Raw genomic sequence first — 19,637 nt, forward strand, 5'->3', positions numbered from 1 at the left:
CGTGGAGTAGTGCAGTAGTGCAGTGCTTCAGTGCTTCAGTGCTTCAGGAAGGTGAACCGGCCGACGAACAGCGCCATGGAAATCACGACGATCAGCCAGATGCACCCGACTGCCTGACGAGGCTTCACTGTTCCTCCTAGGCCGGGACGATGACGCGCCAGATCGTGCCCGCGGCACCGAGCACGACAGCCCAGATCAGCGGCCACATGGGCGCCTCGGCGTCTACCTGGCCTTGCTGGCTGCGCGCCCGGGCGGCCTTGACGATGCCCACGACGAACAACGCGAACAGGGCGGTCCCGGCGATCCAGAGAACCCAGCTCATGAGCGTGGCCAGGGACCCCATGCCCGGCGGCATGGCCGGCTTGGAATCGATGGGGTTCCCGTCCATGCCCACGTAGAACTTCGTGGCGGTGAGGGTGAGGGTGGTGATCATGATTTGTTCTCCTTGCGGAACGTGAACTTGCTGAGCGTTCGGATGAGGTTTTTGGTGTTGTGCCGGTGCGGGACCGGCTCGGCACCGGGTTCCCGCCACGCCGCTTCATACGGCATGGACCAGAGCTTGGGGAACATCGAGCCGATGCGCCGGCACTCCCGGCTGGTGGCGTCGGAGATCTTGGGACGGTCCTGGACCCAGACGATGCCGACGACGTCGTAAATCAGCTCGCCCCGGGCTTTGGCCAGGGCTAGGCGCTCGGCCCCGGCGAGCCCGGCCGGGTGGGTCGGGGCGACGACGACGGCCTGCCCAGACCACACCGGAGGGTGCGCGGTGGCGTCCAGGGCGTCCTCCCCGAGCAGGGCGGCCAGAGTGCTGACACCGGCACCGCCGCAGGCCGCGACCAGCCACAGCGTGCTCTGGCTGATCTTCACCGGGGCCGGTTCCGGTGTCGTTTCCGGGATGCGCAGCTGATCAGCCAGGGCCGCGGAGGAGTCCTGCACGCCGGGCAGGAATTCCCGGTCTCCCACGATGGGGTCATGCTCCCGCACGTCCGTCTCTTCCTCCACTGGCTCCGGTGGAGGAAGAAAACGGGACCCCCAGGAGGTGGTCTGTTCGAGATCCTGCGACATCACAGGCCCTTCGCGACGGCGGCTGCGGCTTTCAGCCATGCCAACCGTGTTGCGGGCTGAAGGGCGCCGAAACGGATGACGCCGGAGACCAGGGCCGGGTCATACGGGATGATGACCGTTTCCCGCACATACTCCGCGAACTGGGCCGCGGTGTTCTCCGCATCTTTGTGCTGCCCGGGGGCCTTCTGGGAGACGATCACGACGGCCTGGCTGGCAAGCTCTGCAGTCCGGTCCCCGCGCAGCGCCAGACCTTTCAGGGTCAGCAGTCCCTTGTGGACGTCGTCATCGTTGATCGTCACCGGGACCACGAGCTGGTCCGCGTGATCGATCATCCGGTTCCAATTGCCCGCACGGTGGTTGTTGCCCGAATCCATCAGCAGAACGTTGAAGAACTTCGATGCGACCGCGTGCAGCGTGTCCACCTCATCGGCGGTCACTTCGTGGGTGCCCAGCAGGTCCGAGTCCGACCGCAGCACGTCGTACCGGTCAGTGATCTGCCGGTGGACGAAGGCGTTGATGTCGGCCGCGCGCGACGCATCCGAGAGCAGGTGCGCTGCGCGGGTCAGGACGTCCAGAGCGCTGGCGCCGTGATCGCCCCTTTCCGTGCGGTCACCCAACGAGCCGGAGGTTTCGTTGTTGTCCCAGGCCAGCACGGACCCGCCGGAACGGCCGAAGACGGCCGCGAGGCAGGTAGTCGTCATGGTCTTGCCCGGTCCTCCCTTCTGGTTAATGACGGCTATCGTGCGGGTCAGCGCATAGTGCCGGGCGACCAGGCGCACCCACTCGCGTTCCAGCCGCTCAGCCTCTCCCGGAGCCAGGGAAAGGCTCGGTACCAAGTTGTTCAGGATCCCCCGCCATCCCTGCACGGCGGGCTCCACGACGACGTCGGCCCGCACAAAGGACTGCGCGTCCGCGTCACGCAACGATTTCCGGGATGGCAACGCCGGTGCCGGTGATTCAGCACCGGCAGGGGCCGCCACTTGGGCGGGCTCCTCCAGGTGAGACAGATCCCGGGACGGGAGATCGCTGCCGCGCGCGGGGCGGGCATGCTCGTCGGAAGGCACCTTTGGGGCCGGCGTGCTTGTCAGAGGCTTTTCCAAAACCACAGCAGCGGATTCCTCGACCACCGGGGATTCCTCCACGGTGGGATCCTGCGCGGGTTTGACCGGCTCTGCAATATGGGCAGGTACGGCAGCAGGAGCTTTCGCAGGGGTCGGCTGGAATCGGGAGCCGGCAGCCGCGTCACGGGCCGGGACAGGCAGGTCTCCGCCGATCAGCTCGGTGTCTCCGTCCGCGTGGACGAGGAGGGCATGCAGGCCCGAGGGATCGGTGATCTCCAACTCGACCGGGACCCCGTACTCGGCCGCGTGCTTCGCCGCGGCTTCCCGCACGGCACGCCGGGCGGAGGGAAGATCCGCGAAAGCCCTTTCGTGGGACTTGCCGTCGGGGTCGGTGACGTTCGTCTGGCCGGTGGAGTCCAGGAACGCAGTGATCTTTGGCTGTGTCATTTTTTCTCTCCTTCAGGTGCAAGTGCGTAGATGCTTTGGTCTGTCCCGGCTTCGACCAGGACACGGCGGTCAGGGAGTGCAAACAAAGGCACAGGAGCATCGGCTGGCGACTGGACCAGGTCACCGGTTGTGCTCACCCTCACGGGCTGCTGATCCTTGGATCCCCACCAGAAGCCGGCACCGAGTTTGCCCGAGGTCCCCGGAACCTCGGATGCGGTGTTCTTGACGGCGTCAATGAAGACATTGCCCACCAGGACGGTGCCCGAGTACCGGTCCACCACGGGTGTGGACGTGGCCGCGGAGGAAGCCGGAACCGTCTTGAGAACCGTGGGGGCCGCCAGCTGGGGAAAGACCGGCAGAACCGCGACCACGGCCTTGTCTGACTTCACGGGACCCGCCCATACGGTCACGAGCGAGCCGTTCCCTGCCGCGTAGACGGCGGTGAGCTTCGTCGTGTCCTTCGGTGCGGGGATGGTCATCGGGGCCGGGAAAGCCACCCCGTCATCGGTGATGCGCCACAGCCTTGCGGTGGAGATCTCCACCGCAAGCAGAGTGCCGCGGTCCACACCGACGACGACGGCCCCCGCAGGAATGCGGCGCAGGGACATGCTCCCGCGGGTCAGGACCATGGCCCGCTGATCGGGAAGGGCGAAGAACACCTCACGGCCGGTGTCCGTGACGGGTCGGGCGGTGGCGTCCCCGGCCTCGAACACCGAACCCGGGGTGCCGTCCAGGCCGAACACCCGCACCTTGCTGCCATCGGAAATCACGATCTTCTGTTCCCCGTCCACGGCAATGACGCGCAGCGCCGATACCGACCCTTCCAAGGCGGTGGACCAGACACGGGCGCCGGTCCGGGCATCGAGGGCGTCGAGGTGGCCGCTGTTGACGGTGATGACCTGGTTCCCGTCCGGGGACAGGACCGGGGCCACGTTCGTCCGCGACGCCGGAACCGTCCAGGAGGCGAAGGTCTGCCACCCGGCCGGCGCGTAGACGGGCAACTGGCCGGCGGGCGCCGGGGCTGCCGCCTGCACGCTCTGCGTGCTCGTGGCGAACCATCCCGCACGCTGCGCGAGGACGACGCCGGCCGTCACGACCACGCAGGCCACGACAAGGACGGCCGTCAGGGCGCGCTTGCCCTGACGGGTTCTTGCCCACGCCATCCATTTCGAGGCCCAGGCGCGCAGCTCCACGAGCGCACCGACCACGGGCACCAAGACCCGGGCGAACCGGCTGCGCTCGGCCCGCGACCGCGCACCGTCCAAGGCGGTGTGTGCGCGGCTTGAGGCCGTTGCAGGACCCGACGGGGCATGAGCCGACGTCAAGGTGTCCTGACGGGCATCCACGATCAGGGACAGCACCTGGTCCCCGTCGACGCCTTCCACACGTGCCCTGTCCATGTGCAGCGACTTGCAGGCCTTCACCGCGGCGCGGCGCGCGGTCTCGAACGGGTCCTCACCCGGAATGGGCAGGACCCGGCGCATGTCCAGGGAAGCGTCGGAGTCGCTGACTATGAGGACTTCGCCCTCCCACCGGAGGGTGATGATCGGCCAGGCCGGAACAGCCACGCTGTTCATCAGTGGCCCTGCCTTACCGGCGGCTGGATGGAGGCCACGCGCCAGGACCCGTCCGGCTGCCGGTGCACGCCCAGCTGCCACGCCCCCTCGGAGGTCCCCACCGTCACGGTGGCGTTGTACGGATCGGAGTCATCCGCCTGCAGCGTTCCCGTGGCAGCCGGCTGTGCCGTCGCCAGGTACTTCGTATCGACCTGGCGGAACTTGGCCAAGAGATCCAGCGACGCGAACGGGGCCAAAGCTTCTGCCCAGCCCGGCTGGGCAGTCCCCGGGCGTGCGTACGCGGCCATGAACTTCACTGCAACGCCCGCTGCGGCCGCCCGGGAGTCCGGCGACCATGCCACCGCGGCCGGCTTGGGTGCGTTCGGATCTTCCGGGGCCTGTGGTCCACTCCCCCACGTCGGGGGCAGGGAATCGGACGGGCCGGTGATCGTGGGCACCGGGGAGGTCTGTGAGGTTGGAGATCCCGCGCAGCCGGCGGCGAGGACAACGACAAGCACGGCGGCACTGATGGCCGCTGCGGCTTTGGCTGGGCTAGGAAGCAAGTCCGAAATCCTTCTGTGTAGGCACGTACAGGAACGCGCTCGGAGTGGTGTTCTTGACGGGCCGGGTGTAATAGGTGTGGTCGTTCGGGGCAGGGTTTCCGTTGTAGCCCTCTTCGACATAGGTACCGTCCGGGTTCACGGACTTCACCATGGCCACGTGGCCGTAAGAGGCATCGGAGCCTCCGACGCCCGGGGCGTAGTACACGACCGCGCCGGCCTTGGGCTCATGCCCGGTGGGCCAGCCCTTGACCTGCCACCCGGTCAGCCAGTTCTGACCGCCCGGAGTGTTGGCACTACCCAAAAGCACCCCGTCACCGCGGAACGAACTGTTCGTGACCTTCCACGGCTGCCCGGCGGTCCAGCCCAGCTCCTGGTTGACCCGGAAGAGCGAGAAATCAACGCATTCGCGGTTGTACATGCCCAACGGGCTGGGCGTCATGATGACAGCGGACTTCCAGGGCAGGTCATCGCCGTCCCCTGCCGCGCCGGCCTGGGAGCACGTGGACGCCGGGACCGCCGATGCGGCACCGGCGTACTTCTTCGCGCTGTCGAGGATCTTGGTGACGTAGTTCTGGGTCTCCGCGTACGGGGGGATGCCGTGCCAGGTCTCCACCGCGCCCCAGCCGGCGTTGTAGCCGGCCAAGGTCAGGCGTGTGGGGTCAAGGTTCGTTCCCGCCGCCATCGTCTGTGCCCGGCGGTAGAGATCGCCCATGAAACGCCCCTGAGCGGCAATCGCGGCCACAGGGTCCAAGACGTCCGCCCCGTTGCCCCAGGTTGCCCAGGTCCCCGGCATGAACTGCGCCAAGCCGGCAGCACCCACAGGCGAGGTGGCCTTCGGGTTCCACCCGGACTCCGCCTCCAGTTGGGCCGCGAGAACCGACGCCGGCAGCCCGGCAGTCTTCGCTGCCGCATCCACCGCCGAACCCCAGCCATTCGGCACACCCTGGGTACTGCCACCAGGCAGGCATGCGGCCGTTGCGGCCTGCTGGCCAGGACCGCCGCTCATCATCATTACGACGAACAGCATCAGAGCCAGCAGACCGCCGATCACGCCGCCAACAACTTTCATCTGCGCCACCTCCCCAAAGGCAGGGCGTATTCGGAGAGGCCCACAGCCATGGCCGTCTTCGCGGTCCAGGCATCCATGCCCCAGAGCGTGCCCGCCGATTCACGCGTCAGCACCACATCGGGGTGACGGATCCGGAACACCAGCCCGGGCCGGGGATCCGAGAACACCGCGGCCGCCGGATGAAGCGTTAGATGCCCTGCCGCTACCAACCCGCCGAGAACCGTTTCAACATCGCTCAGGGTGCCGGCCCGCCGGGAGACTTCCGCCGCGGAGGTCACGCCGGCACAGCGTGCGTCCACAAGCTCAACGTCATGGACCATCTCCAACAGGACAGCCAGCACCTTCCGCTGGTCCTCCGGGACGTCAAGGCCATCGATCCACTCGGCGAACGCTGCACGCTCACGTGCAGAACGATCCTTCAACGCAGCCGTCGCCGGCCACTTCACTCCAAACGGCACCATGCTCGCCATCACTCCCCCTGCTCCGGCCGGTTCCAACCCCTATCACCAGCAACCGACAAAACTCTCCGTATTGACGCCCGGCAAAGCGTAAAACAGGTCAATCGGTACGGTCTTGTCAAATGACGTCTTTGAGACGAAGATCTACGACTTTCCTTGACCTTGGGCGGTGAGCCTATTCACCACCCTAACATTAAATGGTAGTGTAATATGGCGTTTGTGAGCAGATACGGCAAAATGAGCAGGTGCCCCGATACGCGAAACCTCCCACCCCCACCAACCAGCGGGCGGAGGCAGCGATGAAGGTGTTCGGAGCAAACGAAGTGCGGTCCGCAATCATCAGGTATTTGTCCCAGAATGCAGCAGGTTCCACGTCAGGTCAGGTCGCGCGCGATCTCGGAGCCAACTACCAAACGGTTTTCCGGCACCTCCAGGACCTGGAAGTTCAGGGCATAGTCACCTCCGACGCTGGCGAGCAACGCCAGGGCCAGCGTGTTATGTACCGCCTGGACCGCGAAGCGAAAGACCGGGCGCTTGCCGATTACGACAGGTATCTCGACGGCAAGTAGCAGCATCGGTAAGGCGTCGGGGAAGAGATAAGCGACACGCCGTCAACCGGTACCGGTTCCGCCTCTGACATTAAGCAAGTATGTGGAGTATGAGTTCCCAGGTCCCTTATGCAACCCCGAAGCTGGATGGCAATCGTGTTGCTCTGCGTGGGCGTGTTTTCCCGGCTCAGCACGCTCGGGCACATGAGGCGGCAAGTCGCCATGGTTTGTCCGTAAGCGACTACCTTGGTGCGCTTATCGACCGTGACAACGGTCTTCCTAGCAAACTCGATAATCACGGCCAGGGGGCCCTTATCGACCGAGCCAGTTAAAAAGAAGGGCCCGCACTAGGCGGGCCTTCAGCAAGTTTGACGTTCAGATCCGAAATCTTGGCGGACGAAGATCTGAACTTTTTATTAGCACCCACTTACGTGGGTGGAGTTTTTCGTACCCTCTGGAAGGAGGACCTGTCCTCAATGGTACCTGTAGCGGTGCCGGCGTCAACATCTGTTGTCCGTGTCGGTTCACAAGTCACGCCTGAAGAGGCTTGGATCCTTGCCCCTTTGATCGCCGGACAGCCGACGTACCGTCTTGGCCGCTGGATCGGCGAGCGGTTTCAGTACCCTCGACCAGCAACTACACCGAAGATCACGGCGGCGTTGCCCTCTCGGCCGGCCGCAGTCTTGGTTCACGGCGTCGACGGTTTTGTTTCCACTCTCTGCCTTGACCTGGACACCTCCAAGGCCCTCAAACACGTTGTGGACCAGGACGCGGACAGCCTTGGCCGGCTTCTCACTGAATGCGGGTTGCGATGGGTGGAAGACTTCTCCCCGAGCGGCGGCCGGCACCTTTACATCCCCTTGGCCGAGCGGATGGACGGCGCGGCTGCGCGAGAGCTCGTGGAAGCTCTCGGCTTCCTGGCGCCGAGCCTTGACCCCGGTCCTCACCAGAACGTCACCGATGGCTGTATCCGCGTTCCCGGAAGCAAGCACAAGCGTGGAGGCCACCAAACTCTCGTCACCCCCCTGTCCGAGGCATATGACATCATGCGCCGGCCCAATGGCACGGCAGCGATCGACCACCTACGCTCGCGATTGGCCCCTGAAGTGCGCCGGAACCGAGAGCTGAAGGCCCGCAGGGCCACAGTGGGCACCATGCCGGCTGTGTTCCCAACCAGTCTGCCCGGCAGCGAATTGCCGCTCCGGAGAACTGCACGCACGGGTCTCTACGACACGGCACGCTACAAAAGCCCTTCAGAGGCGCGGCTGGCGGTCCTAAACCACCTTGCAGCCTGTTCCTGGACTCTCCAACAGATCCGGATGGAGCTTCCTGGCCAGCTCGCCGGCCTTGCCGCCCTCTACGGCACCGACGCAAAGCGGGATCGGCTCCTCGAAACCGAATGGGCCAAGGCCGTCACCTACGCGGAAAACCTCAAAAATCCAGGCACCACGAAGCGGCGTTTGAAAGATCCGCTTATTAACGACACAAGCCAGACTGTAACCACAGGGGGGGCACTCCAACCTCTGAGCAGAGCAGCTGTCCACTCTCTCGTGAACGATCTCGAAAATGTTCTCTACGCTGTCCTTGACCACAGACTTAAAAGCCTCGGTCGTGAAAGCCACAGCCTTCGGATACTCTTCCGCGCGCTGCTCGGATACCTGCGCACCATGGAAACCGATCTGCTCGACGTTGGCTGCAGGACTCTAGCTACGGCCCTGGGCAAACACCACGCCACGGTAGCCCGACTCCTCCCCCGTCTAGCAGCACTCTCCGACGGGATCCTCAGCAAAGTCTTCGAGGCCCGCGGACGCGCCGCCGATACCTACCTGGTACAGCTGCCCGAGAACTACCAGCAGCTCGCCCGGGAGCTGACTTGGCGAAAAGGGAAGATCTATGGCCTGCGCCCGGTCTTCCGTGTCCTGGGAGATCCCGCAGCTCTCGTCTACGAACACATTGAGCGCGCCAGGACATCCCCCACGACGGCTGAGATTATCCGGGCCACGGGCATCAAAGAAACCGCGGTCAGCAAGGCTCTGGGCGATATGGCGTCCTTGGGCATGATCCACCGTGATGGCCGGCCATGGAAGATCACCTCAGTGGTAAACCTGACCGAGCTCGCAATCCGGTTGGGAGCCACTGACGATGTCGCAGCGCAAATTGCCCTCCACAGGAAACAACGCGGCGAATGGCACGCTTATCTCGACCGCCACAACGGCCAGGAACAGATCAACGAAGCCGATCTGTTCGACGCCGAGAGAGACGAATACTGGATGCCGCCCCCGGACGAGGCCCCGGAACGGTACTACCGGCACCTGATGGACGTGGCTTAAGAGGCGACGGGCGGTTCAGCGGGACTTTGCCCAACGATCTACAGTCGTGTGGGTAACCCGGGCGGCTTTTGCGACTCTCCGCGACGGCATGCCGCGCTCTTTGGCCAAGTGAACGGCGAGCATCCTTACGACATCATCGCTGGCTGAACGGATCATTGCGAAGTGCCAGAGCAGATCCTCAATCGACTGGTTTGTCGAGCCGGCTGACCCTGTCTCGACACGGCTGATGTTCTCCAAGGCGCGCACGATATCCCGTTTGAGTGGATCAGTGGCTATTAGGACGGCGACAAGCTCATCCAGGGGCGAGATGGAGGTAGGTTTCATCCACCTATTGGAACAAATAGTTACAAATGGAACAACTTTCACCGGATCGGTCTTCCCCGCCGCATTCACCACATCCTGGAGAGTCGAGTGCTGTCAGCGGCGCAAACTAGAGTTTCGTCCATGACTATGGACGGATTTGGCCTTCGAGACAATCGACTCCGGGAAATCTACGCCGGGTCGAGCGGCCCGGTGGCCTTCCTGGACGAGTCTTACCGCGCACCGGGCAACCGCGGCCGCGACTTCAACGAACGGCCGTTCTACACCATCGCGGCCGTCGTCGTCGACCGTGAGCAGGCCGCCACGATCAGATCCGCCTTCACTGACATTCCCGGGTCCCTGTTCTGGCACACCACCGAATTCAACCGCGACCCCGTTGGCCAACAATACATCCGGGAAATGCTCGATTACCTCGCCGCATCCGACATGTTCACCGTCATCACCGTCCAGACCGAGATCAAAATTGGCGACGACAACCTGATGAGCTACGCCAGGGCCGAATGCCTCACTACCCTGGCTACGGAACTCACCCGCGGTCACGGCGAGAATGCAGTCAGGCTCATGGTCATGGATTCCAGGGACCGGGTCATCCCCGGTGCCAACAAGACCGACAAGGACACTATCCACCGGCTCCGCAGCGCCGGAATCATCAATGAGAACGTCCAGATCCAACACTCAGGACCAGGTCGGGAACCGCTCCTCTGGGCTCCCGACGTCGCCGGATGGAGCTACCGGCGAGAACTTGCCGTCGGAGACAGCAAATGGTTCAGCCAGATCCGCGATGTCGCCGTGCAGCTGCACGTACACGGGGCGGATGTGTCGTTAAAAAGAAACAGCCCCCATATGCCGCAGCAGAATCCGGGGGCCCTTAGCGCGAGCTCAGAAAGCCAACGCCTCGTTGTTTCAGGGTCTAGCCTAACCCACCAAGGCCAGCAAAGCGAGGAGCTGGCCGCCGTCCGACGCGCCGCGGCACAACAACGGCCCAGCTTCTCCAACGCCCTCGCCCGCGCCGTCGGCGCAGGTGGTCAGGCGCACGTCGAGCAGCTACAACGCCAGGTCAAAGCCTCCCCCAGCAGCGACGGCCAGCAGAAAGCCATCAAGGACCTCGACAAGATCCTCAACGCCCTCACACCCGCCCCAAAGAACCGGCGTGCCGACTCGGCCGACAACAGGCCGGACATCAAGCCAGATCAGGCCACCCGGAGCCGCACACGATAGCCCCTGCGCAATGCAGGGGGTCGGTGTGGTGCTGCCTGACAACCATCACCCCTCTTGATGGGCTCGATAAGCAGTGAGGACTCCGACGAAGAAAGCATTCCTGTTATCTGCCGTCCAAGTGCGGGCGAGACTGATGATCACCCGCATGTGATCTTTACGGAAGCGCAGGGGTCGGGTCTCCGGCTCTACTGAACCACGTGCAAGCTTGGGCATGGCCGGTGCCCGCCCGAAGATGTCATTGGCGGGAATCGGACTGTCATTCGGGGTGAATATCTGCCCGAACCGATTCTCAGCGGCAGCCCAGCTGATCGCGTTCAAGACAATTCCCGGATACGAGATCTCTGTGATGTCATGATGCTCCCCTAGCCACCGATTCAGGTCCTTGGGAAGGTAGAGAGTGACGTGCCCTGAGTGTTCCTCGGCAGCGGGTTCAATCTTCGCTGGGCTGATCACATTAGCCGACGCCTGGTCCTCGGACCGTACCGGTGAAGCATCTGCCGTTGTATCCGCTTCGTGTTTCCCAACCGTGCCTGGCTCCCCGGCAGACGTGTCCGGAACCTCCCAGGAAGCCTCGAACGCAGGCGAAATCCCAGGTGTTTCAGTTGCAGGCTCAGGCGCTTTGTCAGAAATCTGCTCGGCCGGAACAACAACTGAAGGCACCGGTTGAAGAACACGCTTCTTCAGACCGCTGAGTGCGCTGAGATCCATCTTTCCGGGACTTGAAGGCATACTCACTTGGTGGCCACCTCGAGATTCTCGTCAAGTGCTTCCTCCTGAGACTGGAGCTCATTGACGATCTGCTCTGTCAGCCGCATGTAATCCTCGGCCAGATTGCCCGCCGATTGTGCAATGCGAGGTTCATCAGAGGTGCTCTTGCCCTTGTTGCGCAACCGCTCCCAGAACGGTGACTGAGTCGCTGCCCTGGCGGCCAGCTCATGCGCCGCGAGACCGCGGAAACTGGCATCTGCGTCAGCTGCAACAACGTCGCGGATGCTGCCCTCGAAAACCGGTGCGATACCGTCCAGGGACTCCTGCAACAAAGTCCGGGCCTGTTTGTCCACGTTCGTGGCGTTAGTGGGAATGCCGAAGAGGATGACACCGAGCAGCGAAACGGCTGGATTGTCATCCTGAACACTAACGATGCGACGTGCAAGAGACTGAAGACCACGGATTGACTTCGGCTCAGGCTTCACCGGAGCCAAAATCCAACGAGAAGCCAACATCGCTTCCTCGATGGCAGTCCAACCAGCTTCAGAAGGAGGGGTGTCTATCAGGACGACGTCGTAATTCGGGGCAATCTTGGCCAAGGTTCGGGCCACTCCCCCGCGCATCTTGCCCTGACGGGATGCGTCTCCCTGGAAAGTGTCCATGAGCTGTGCTGTGTGATTGCCGCCGGCAAGGACATCCAGGCCTAGCCTTACATCCTTGATGGGCACTGGGACCTTGTCGTACCGGACCGCAATGTCCAGTGCTTCACCGCGGTCGTATCGGTCATCGTTGATTATGCCCAGGTTGGTAGAGGTGTCGCCCTGGGAGTCCAGATCGACGACGAGCACCTTGTAGCCGGCTTCAGCGAGAAGAGCAGCCAGATTGGTCGTCACGGTCGTCTTGCCGACGCCGCCCTTGCCATTGGAGATGCAGATGGTGCGTCGCGACGCCAGTTGAACGGCGGGCGACAACGTGCGGGAGGTGGTTGCCGTATCCATAGTGCACATCCTAAATGCAGCCAGTGCAGAACAGCCGTACATTCACTGTGGTGTCGCACTACAGCATCTGCATACCTACTATGCACTAGTAACGCATTAGGAATGCAGTAGAACGCAAGTAGCTTTGAATTAAATGCGCAGCGGCTTATCAGTTATTCGGTGTTTCATAGAAACAGACAAAGCGAAACTAAATCTGCACTTGCAGCAGCATTTGGACTCAGAAGCTACCAAGCAACAGATATGAAGTAACTGCGCACCTGCTTTGCAGTAGAAATACAGGTAACAATGCAGTAGATCGTGCAGTAGGGGAGTAGTAAGTCAGGCCGCGTGCCGTGAACGGTCGGGGCCTGAAAGGAGGGTGGAGAACTCGGTGCTCGGCGACAGAAGCCCTACAACTGGGGGTTAGTCTTCGCAGTCTCACGCACGGAGAAGAGGGGAGTGGTCGCCCATGACCAGCCCCACAGGCTGGACGGGGCGGATTCGGTTTGGGGAGCATCCTGAAACCACATACAGCTCTCTAGGTCGGTGAGTGAGGTCGACCGGCCGGGCCGTCGAATGAAACCGCGGTCCGCAAGCACGCGGCCGGTGGACACCAGAAGGTTATCCGCCGGAATCCGTTGCGACCCCACTTCGATTTCACCGGCCGCTACCGTGAAAGGAGCTTGTCACCGTCGGGTCGCAGTTCCCCGGTAGGTGAGACGTGCCTATAGAGGGTCTGGCGGGTGATGTCGAGTTCGGTGCAGAGGTCGCTGACTTTGGTTCCGGGCTTGCCCATGGACGCCATGGCGAGGCGGAGTTTGGCCGGGGTCATTTTGTAGGGGCGGCCGCCGTTGCGGCCGCGGGCGCGCGCAGAGGCGAGTCCCGCTTTGGTGCGTTCGGAGATGAGTTCGCGTTCGAATTCGGCGAGGGCGGCGAATATTCCGAAGACGAGTTTCCCGGATGCGGTGGTTGTGTCGATGGCTGCGCCTTGCCCGGTGAGAACCTTGAGTCCGATGCCGCGTTCGGTCAGGTCGTGGACGATGTTGACCAGGTGGCGCAGGTCCCGGCCGAGCCGGTCGAGTTTCCAGACGACCAGGGTGTCCCCGTGGCGTAGGGCCTTGAGGCAGGAGACCAGCTCGGGCCGGTCGTCTTTCTTGCCGGATGCCTTGTCTTCGTAGAGTGAGTCCGCGCCGATGCCGGATGCCAGGAGTGCGTCGAGCTGCAGGTCGGTTGTTTGGGATCCGTCGGCCTTGGAGACGCGCATGTAGCCGACGAGCATGGCAATTCTCCTCTGTCATTTATACGTTCGTTTAAATGACAGTGTGATTTCAAATCGTGTTGGCATTGAAATTTGTCACTTAACCCGTTGTTTATTCTAGGTCACGCAAAGGTGCACTGATTGTCAGTTTGTGACAGAAGGTCGAGAAGAATTTGAAGCTCGGCGAACGTTCCTGGAGACCGCGCACGGATTCTTCACCCCGGCATCTGTACCTCGCGAGGCCGTAGAGACGCCTCGCTGCCGCGATGGCCCGGAGTGCTTTGAAGACCCCGCCGGTCCAGCCAACATACGATGATGATTATGGCGGAAGCATGCAGTCACGCCGCTTCCTGACTATGGAGCAGGTGGCTGAAGAAATGAACGTCAGCGAGCGTGCGGGTCCGTGCGTTGCATAAGTTCAGGGGATCTGAGAGGTATCCAGATCGGCGGCAGGGGTGTTTGGTGGATGCGGGCGACGTCGAGGACTTCGTCGCTGAGGCCTATAAGAGGACGGTGGAGCGCATAGCCACTGGGGCCTTAAAAAGGGAGGACCCGGACACTGTTAGCTGACTTTTGCCGGCGTCGAGAGTCGGGCTGCCGATTGGGACGTGCGATCATCGAGTTCGACCACGGGGTGGATGCTCCGATGTCTGGTACCTGACGGTGAATACACCATTTCAACCAGAAGGTTTCGAGGCATAGCTGCGGGAATCTGGCCACAGACGCCCGTTATTCCGCGGAAATTGGCGCCTCGCCGTCATCGTGGTTCTGGGTGGCGGAGGCGAGGGGCTGTTTGTCGATGATCCCCATTGTGTAGCCCTCGGATCGTTCCATCATTGTGCGGGTATGTGCTCCATCGGCGGCGATCCACAGAATCGAATTGTCGCTGGTGACTGCATCGACGGTGCCCTGGCGGACGACCGTGTCGTGCAGCCGCACCTCCACGACTTCACCGACCAAAGGAAGCCAGTCCGGCTGAATTTGGAAACTCATCGATCTCCTTGAGTGTATTTTGCAGGCCCGTGATGAGAGCGTTCAGCCCCAGAACGAAGGCGCGGTCGGAGGCCGGGCGGCCGGACCCGCGTCGGGCCGCGACCGCGTCGGTGAATGCAGGTGCGAGGTCGCACCGGTCTCCCACGTCGAAAATCCACTCCGGCGCGGAGGCGTCCATCGCGGATCCGAGAATGAAGGACTCGACCGCCACGATGGTGTCCACGACCATGTCCTCTGGCCACCCGCCTGTGCGGAGGCCTTCAGCCACGCGTTCGTACATGGTCAGGGTGTGAGGTGCCCCGGCGATGGGGAGAACCGCAATTACAGGGATGAGAGGGGAGTGCTTCGCGAACGTCTCCCGGTAAGAACGGGCCCACCGCGTGAGTGCGATATCCCAGGGCTCGCTCCCGAAGGACGACGTGTCGATCGCGTCGTTGACGTCGTCTTGCACCCAATTGAGCACCTCGTCCTTCGACGAGACGTGGTTGTAAAGTGCCGAGACCGCAGTCCTCAGCTCGCGGGCAAGCGCCCTCATCGTCAGGGCGTCGTAGCCGTCCCGGCCGATGACCGCGAGAGCTGCTGCCGTGATCTTGTCCCGCGAGAGGACCGGCCGCGGGGGTCTGCCTCGCGGCCGGTCCTCTCGCGTCAGATGATTGCCGTTGCTCAGAGCGGTTCGCTACTGACGTTCGGCGACGGCCGTGAGTTCCACCAGGAACTCCGGACGGGCAAGGGCCGCAACCCCGACCGCGCATCGAACAGGTACGGGAAGCCCAGCAAACACCTCGCGGTACACCTCATTGAAGCCTTCGCGATCACGCGCAATATCGGTGAGGTAGATGGTCAGGTGCGCAAGCGACTCTAGGTCTGACCCGGCTTGCTTCAGCGCCGACTGCAGATTCCTCAGGCACTGAGTCGTTTGAGTCCGGATATCGGAGCCGACGATGGTATCTGTCTCGTTCGTTGGAATCACGGTGACGTATGTTGTGTTGGCTGCAACAACCGCGTCAGAGGACAATCCGTTTCGCTCTGGAGGAATGCGGGTAACTGTCATGCCGCCTTCTTCAATGTGAAACCAGATGGGCGGAACGCTGCCGCCCATTGCGGTTGTTCACGACCATCGATCGCATTGACGATCAGTTCGGCGGACGCCGGCGCAAGGGTAAGGCCCAGCATGTTGTGGCCCGTTGCCACGTAGACGCCGCGGCTGTTGCCCACCTTTCCGATACGGGGCAGACCGTCGACGGTCATTGGCCGGGGTCCGACCCATTCGTCGAAGCGGGCGTCCCAGTCGATGTCGTTGAGGTAGGGCTTCACGGCGTTGACGATGCGTTGAATGCGGTTGGGGTGGAATTGTTCGTGGTTGCCGTCGAATTCCATCGTGCCTGCCAGGCGGAGGCGGTCGCCCAAAGGCGTCGCGACGGCGTTGGCCTGGGGCAGGTTGATCACGTGTTGGGGCATGTTCTCTGTTTTAACCGAGAAGCTGTAGCCCTTGCCGGGCACGACAACGGGCAGTCCAAACCTGTTGCCGAAGAGCTGGTCGCTCCACGCACCGGCGGCGGCGATGACCGCATCCCCTGAGTACTCACCTTTCGTGGTCAAGACGACTGATTTGTCCGTCGTTTCGTGGATCGAGGTGACTGTCGTTCCTTCGACGATGTTCACGCCGAGTTCGAGGAGCCGGTTGTGCAGGTCATCGACCAGGGTGGAGGGGTTGACGAACCACTGACCGGGCAGGTGGAATCCTGATGTGATCTTGGAGGATACGACCGGGGCCATGGCCCGGAGGGTGTCGCCGTCAATCAGTTTCTCGGGTACAGGAAGATTGAGAGCCGCGAGGCCCCTCAGTGAGTCGAACTCGCGTTTCGCGGCCGCAGGGTCTGCGAAACACCGAAGATTTCCTTGCTCGGAGAAACTGGTCTTGACCTGATGGCTGCCCAGCTCGCCGTAAAGGTCCAGGCTGCGGGTGGAAAGGTGGTTGAGGAGATGCATTCCTTTGTCGAACTTGGCTGTCGTGCAGTTCAGAGCGAAGCGTGCAAGCCAGGTTGCCAGTGGAATGCTCGGGGGGAAAGCGATGCGAAGTGCCGCGTCCGCATGGAAGGCGTTCATCAGCCCGGTTTTGACCATTCCGGGACCTGGCAGCGGATCGCTCAGTGTCGGGCAGATCTCGCCCGCGTTTCCGCGTGCGGAGCCTCCTCCGACCTGGCCTTTCTCGAGGAGCGTGACAGAGTGTCCCTCGGTGGATGCGTATAGAGCTGAAAACAGGCCGATGACCCCAGCTCCGACAATGATGATCTGTTTTGACAAGGTAGTCCTTTGAATATTCGGGTACGGGTGCGCGGCTGGGCGACTCCGCACGTTCCGGTCAGCTCACGTTGCGGAGAAATGCTTTCGTCCTGGCGTGCTGGGGGTTAGCGAGTACCTGGCTGGGTGGCCCGCTCTCGACGACAACTCCTGCGTCCATGAACACCACGGTGTCTGCAAGGTCGCGGGCGAAGCTCATCTCGTGGGTTACCACGAGCATTGTCATTCCGTCGTTTGCGAGTTCGCGGATGACATCGAGGACTTCGCCGACCAGTTCGGGGTCGAGCGCCGATGTAGGCTCATCGAAGAGCATCACTGCCGGATCCATGGCGAGGGCGCGGGCGATCGCCACCCTTTGCTGCTGACCGCCGGAGAGGGACGCCGGGTAATTGTCCTGTTTGTGCCCGAGACCGACCCTGTCCAGGAGTACTTCGGCCCGTGCTCTTGCCTCAGCTTTGGTCTTGCCGCCCACAACGACCGGCCCGGCCATGACGTTGTCGATCACCGACATGTTCCGGAAGAGGTTGAACTGCTGGAAGACCATTCCAATATCGCGGCGTTGGTGGGCAGCCTGTGGTTCGGTCAACCTGATACGTTCAGAGCCGTGTTCGACGAATCCTATGAGCTCGCCGTTGACACGGATCGAACCCTGATCATAGGTCTCGAGCTGGTTAATGCAGCGGAGAAGGGTCGATTTGCCGGACCCTGAGGGGCCAATGATGCAAGTGGCCTCGCCTTTGCCGACAGTGAGGTCGATGCTCTTGAGCACCTCCAGGTGTCGGAAACTCTTCGCGACGCGACTGATTTCTACGACTGGTGCTTGTGTCACGCCTGGGTCTCCGATTCCAATGTGAGCTTGCGGATCTCCTGACGATCCTTCAACTTCCTCTTGCGGCCCGACGGACTGCTGTTGCTGAACCGCCGTTCAAGCCAGCTGAGCACCCACTCCGAGATTGATGTCAGCACTAGGTACCAGACGGTTACAGTGATGAGCAGTTCAAAGGTGAGGAAGTTCCGTGAGTAAATGTTCTGAGCGACTGTCATCATTTCCGCGCCGGCGATGACAACAACAAGAGAAGTTGTCTTGAGCATCCCAATGAACTGGTTTCCCGTGGGAGGGATGATGATCCGCATCGCCTGGGGGAGGATCACCTTTGTCATGCTCTGACGCGGCGTCATTCCGATCGCCTTGGCAGCCTCGGTCTGGCCCTTGTCCACGGAAATAATTCCCGCACGAACGATTTCGGCCATGTAGGCGGCCTCGTGAAGCCCCAGGCCGAGCAGCGCGGCGCTGAAGGGCGTGACCAGGTCATTGGCGTTGATTGTCGAGACATAGTCAGTGAAGGGGATACCTACGGTGATCGCCGGGATGACGAGGGCGATGTTGAACCACAGCAGAAGCTGAACGATGACAGGAGTTCCGCGGAAAAACCAGATGTACCCGGCGGCGACGGCTCTTAGCACGGGGTTTCCGGCGAGCCTCATTACTGCCAGGACGACGCCGCCTCCCACGCCGATTGCCATCGACAGCACGGTGTATGCAATGGTGAAAAGCAGCCCTACAAGGATCCGGCGATCGAACAGGTACGCCGGAATCTGTGCCCACTGAATTCGAGCGTTCGCAAAGACCGCAACCAGCCCGACGAGAACCGCCAACACGGCTGCCGCCGCAACCCAGCGCTTCCACAGCACTGGATTGCGTACCGTGTACGTCTGCTCTACGTGAACCTGTTCCACTTGTTGCTCAACCATCTATGAAGAGAACGGTCGGTCGCCGCCGCCGTTGGTCGTTGCGGTCTTGAGAGCGCCGGACTCCAGGCCGTAGGACTTCAGGAGGTTTGCGTACCACCCGGTGTCGATGAGGTGCTGGAGAGCGGCCTTAACGGCGTCGCGGAGTGCTGCGTCTTCCTTGCGGAAACCCAAGCCGTAGAAGAAGCCCGTGTATAGGGGTTGCTTGGCTACCTCGACAGCTTTTCCGTCCTGAAGCGTTTTGGCAGCGTAAACGGCCGGAGGGAGGTCGTTGGTTACAGCGTCGGCCCGGCCGGTGAGAAGCTGGTTCATCGTGGCTGCGGTGTCAGGGAAAAGGGAAACGGAAATTTCCGGTTTGCCGCCGTCCGTGCACTTTTTCGACTCGGCGTCTACTGCATTGGCCGCACCACTGCCTCGAAGAGTCGCAACCTTCTTGCCGCAAAGGTCGGTCAGGGTGGAGATGCCGGCCGGGTTGCCCTTGGCTACCACGAGGGAAACGGCGGACTGGAAGTAGTCAACAAAGTCAACTTCTTTTTGCCGCTCTTTGTAGTCAGCCATAGATGAAGCGATCACGTCTATTCGGCTTGACTTGAGGCCGGGAATCAGACCATCGAAGTCAACCTGCAAATCATTTACCTTGAGGCCCAGAACCGCGCCGATGCCGCGAATCACGTCGGCGTCTACGCCCCTCTGGACGCCCTGGAACTGCGTGCGCATCGGGAGAAACTCGCCGTCATTGCCTTCGGTGATTCCCGCTTTGACGTACTTTTCGGGCACCAGAGCCGCAAGCTTGGCGTCCTTGGTCAGGGATGCAACGGCGTCCGAGGGGATGCCCGCAGCTTTGACTTCGGCGTCGGCAGCATTGGATCCCGTCGCGCTGGCATTGGGAGCTGCGTCGTTGACCGTGCACCCAGCCAAGGCCAAAGCCAAAGGCAATGTGATGACCGCCACGATCTTTAGTCGATTTTTCACTCTATGAACCTCGTTCACGCTCAGTGCTCTCAACAGAGCAATG

Annotated in this window: 21 protein-coding genes; 3 read left to right on the forward strand and 18 right to left on the reverse strand. The window is 62.2% G+C overall.

Going from position 1 to position 19,637, the window contains the following annotated elements:
* Positions 1–136: 136 nt before the first annotated feature.
* The 7 genes from ACSBOX_RS21440 to ACSBOX_RS21470 are packed head-to-tail and all read right to left on the reverse strand — an operon-like array spanning position 137 to position 6,222.
* Complete coding sequence (locus ACSBOX_RS21440) at positions 137–433, reverse strand: hypothetical protein (protein ID WP_442546173.1); 297 nt, start codon at positions 431–433, stop codon at positions 137–139.
* Complete coding sequence (locus ACSBOX_RS21445) at positions 430–1,065, reverse strand: DUF6668 family protein (RefSeq protein WP_442546174.1); 636 nt, start codon at positions 1,063–1,065, stop codon at positions 430–432. Before ACSBOX_RS21445 ends, ACSBOX_RS21440 begins: the two co-directional genes overlap by 4 nt.
* A complete protein-coding gene (locus tag ACSBOX_RS21450; RefSeq protein WP_442546175.1) occupies positions 1,065–2,573 on the reverse strand; it encodes a MinD/ParA family ATP-binding protein in 1,509 nt (502 codons plus the stop codon). The genes ACSBOX_RS21445 and ACSBOX_RS21450 overlap by 1 nt, the downstream gene beginning before the upstream one ends.
* Positions 2,570–4,150: a hypothetical protein gene (locus ACSBOX_RS21455; protein WP_442546176.1), complete on the reverse strand. Its 1,581-nt coding sequence runs from the start codon at positions 4,148–4,150 to the stop codon at positions 2,570–2,572. Before ACSBOX_RS21455 ends, ACSBOX_RS21450 begins: the two co-directional genes overlap by 4 nt.
* On the reverse strand, positions 4,150–4,692 hold the full coding sequence (locus ACSBOX_RS21460) for a hypothetical protein (protein WP_442546101.1): 543 nt from the start codon (positions 4,690–4,692) through the stop codon (positions 4,150–4,152). Before ACSBOX_RS21460 ends, ACSBOX_RS21455 begins: the two co-directional genes overlap by 1 nt.
* A complete protein-coding gene (locus ACSBOX_RS21465) occupies positions 4,682–5,761 on the reverse strand; it encodes a transglycosylase SLT domain-containing protein (RefSeq protein WP_442546102.1) in 1,080 nt (359 codons plus the stop codon). The genes ACSBOX_RS21460 and ACSBOX_RS21465 overlap by 11 nt, the downstream gene beginning before the upstream one ends.
* Positions 5,758–6,222, reverse strand: coding sequence for a hypothetical protein (locus ACSBOX_RS21470; RefSeq protein ID WP_442546103.1), 465 nt, complete (start codon positions 6,220–6,222; stop codon positions 5,758–5,760). Before ACSBOX_RS21470 ends, ACSBOX_RS21465 begins: the two co-directional genes overlap by 4 nt.
* Before the next feature lie 242 nt (positions 6,223–6,464).
* On the opposite strand from ACSBOX_RS21470, the gene ACSBOX_RS21475 reads away from it, so the two are divergent.
* Complete coding sequence (locus ACSBOX_RS21475; RefSeq protein WP_442546104.1) at positions 6,465–6,788, forward strand: ArsR/SmtB family transcription factor; 324 nt, start codon at positions 6,465–6,467, stop codon at positions 6,786–6,788.
* Positions 6,789–7,243: 455 nt separating this feature from the next.
* Positions 7,244–9,097, forward strand: coding sequence for a hypothetical protein (locus ACSBOX_RS21480; RefSeq protein ID WP_442546105.1), 1,854 nt, complete (start codon positions 7,244–7,246; stop codon positions 9,095–9,097).
* Between the two features lie 15 nt (positions 9,098–9,112).
* Here ACSBOX_RS21480 and ACSBOX_RS21485 read toward each other — a convergent pair whose 3' ends face one another.
* Complete coding sequence (locus ACSBOX_RS21485; protein ID WP_442546106.1) at positions 9,113–9,421, reverse strand: hypothetical protein; 309 nt, start codon at positions 9,419–9,421, stop codon at positions 9,113–9,115.
* A 120-nt stretch (positions 9,422–9,541) separates the two neighbouring features.
* On the opposite strand from ACSBOX_RS21485, the gene ACSBOX_RS21490 reads away from it, so the two are divergent.
* Positions 9,542–10,636, forward strand: a complete 1,095-nt coding sequence (locus tag ACSBOX_RS21490; protein ID WP_442546107.1) for a hypothetical protein — start codon at positions 9,542–9,544, stop codon at positions 10,634–10,636.
* 45 nt (positions 10,637–10,681) lie between these two features.
* On the opposite strand, the gene ACSBOX_RS21495 is transcribed toward ACSBOX_RS21490, so the two are convergent.
* The 10 genes from ACSBOX_RS21495 to ACSBOX_RS21540 form a co-directional block, all read right to left on the reverse strand.
* On the reverse strand, positions 10,682–11,344 hold the full coding sequence (locus tag ACSBOX_RS21495) for a hypothetical protein (protein ID WP_442546108.1): 663 nt from the start codon (positions 11,342–11,344) through the stop codon (positions 10,682–10,684).
* A 23-nt stretch (positions 11,345–11,367) separates the two neighbouring features.
* A complete protein-coding gene (locus ACSBOX_RS21500; RefSeq protein WP_442546109.1) occupies positions 11,368–12,342 on the reverse strand; it encodes a ParA family protein in 975 nt (324 codons plus the stop codon).
* A gap of 646 nt (positions 12,343–12,988) precedes the next feature.
* Positions 12,989–13,600 carry a recombinase family protein gene (locus tag ACSBOX_RS21505; RefSeq protein ID WP_442546110.1) on the reverse strand — a complete coding sequence of 204 codons (612 nt, stop codon included), beginning with the start codon at positions 13,598–13,600 and terminating at the stop codon, positions 12,989–12,991.
* Between the two features lie 708 nt (positions 13,601–14,308).
* Positions 14,309–14,572 (reverse strand): hypothetical protein, encoded by a 264-nt coding sequence (locus ACSBOX_RS21510; protein ID WP_442546111.1) that lies wholly within the window; start codon positions 14,570–14,572, stop codon positions 14,309–14,311.
* Positions 14,529–15,107 (reverse strand): TetR/AcrR family transcriptional regulator C-terminal domain-containing protein, encoded by a 579-nt coding sequence (locus ACSBOX_RS21515; protein WP_442546112.1) that lies wholly within the window; start codon positions 15,105–15,107, stop codon positions 14,529–14,531. Before ACSBOX_RS21515 ends, ACSBOX_RS21510 begins: the two co-directional genes overlap by 44 nt.
* Before the next feature lie 141 nt (positions 15,108–15,248).
* Positions 15,249–15,623, reverse strand: a complete 375-nt coding sequence (locus ACSBOX_RS21520; RefSeq protein ID WP_442546113.1) for a RidA family protein — start codon at positions 15,621–15,623, stop codon at positions 15,249–15,251.
* Positions 15,620–16,876 (reverse strand): NAD(P)/FAD-dependent oxidoreductase, encoded by a 1,257-nt coding sequence (locus ACSBOX_RS21525; RefSeq protein WP_442546114.1) that lies wholly within the window; start codon positions 16,874–16,876, stop codon positions 15,620–15,622. The genes ACSBOX_RS21520 and ACSBOX_RS21525 overlap by 4 nt, the downstream gene beginning before the upstream one ends.
* A 58-nt stretch (positions 16,877–16,934) precedes the next feature.
* Positions 16,935–17,702 carry an amino acid ABC transporter ATP-binding protein gene (locus ACSBOX_RS21530; protein ID WP_442546115.1) on the reverse strand — a complete coding sequence of 256 codons (768 nt, stop codon included), beginning with the start codon at positions 17,700–17,702 and terminating at the stop codon, positions 16,935–16,937.
* Positions 17,699–18,625, reverse strand: coding sequence for an amino acid ABC transporter permease (locus tag ACSBOX_RS21535; RefSeq protein WP_442546116.1), 927 nt, complete (start codon positions 18,623–18,625; stop codon positions 17,699–17,701). Before ACSBOX_RS21535 ends, ACSBOX_RS21530 begins: the two co-directional genes overlap by 4 nt.
* On the reverse strand, positions 18,626–19,594 hold the full coding sequence (locus ACSBOX_RS21540; RefSeq protein ID WP_442546117.1) for an ABC transporter substrate-binding protein: 969 nt from the start codon (positions 19,592–19,594) through the stop codon (positions 18,626–18,628). It abuts the gene before it with no gap.
* Positions 19,595–19,637 lie beyond the last annotated feature (43 nt).

Origin of the sequence: Arthrobacter sp. KN11-1C, from assembly GCF_052180225.1 — a bacterium.
Taxonomy (GTDB): Bacteria; Actinomycetota; Actinomycetes; order Actinomycetales; family Micrococcaceae; genus Arthrobacter.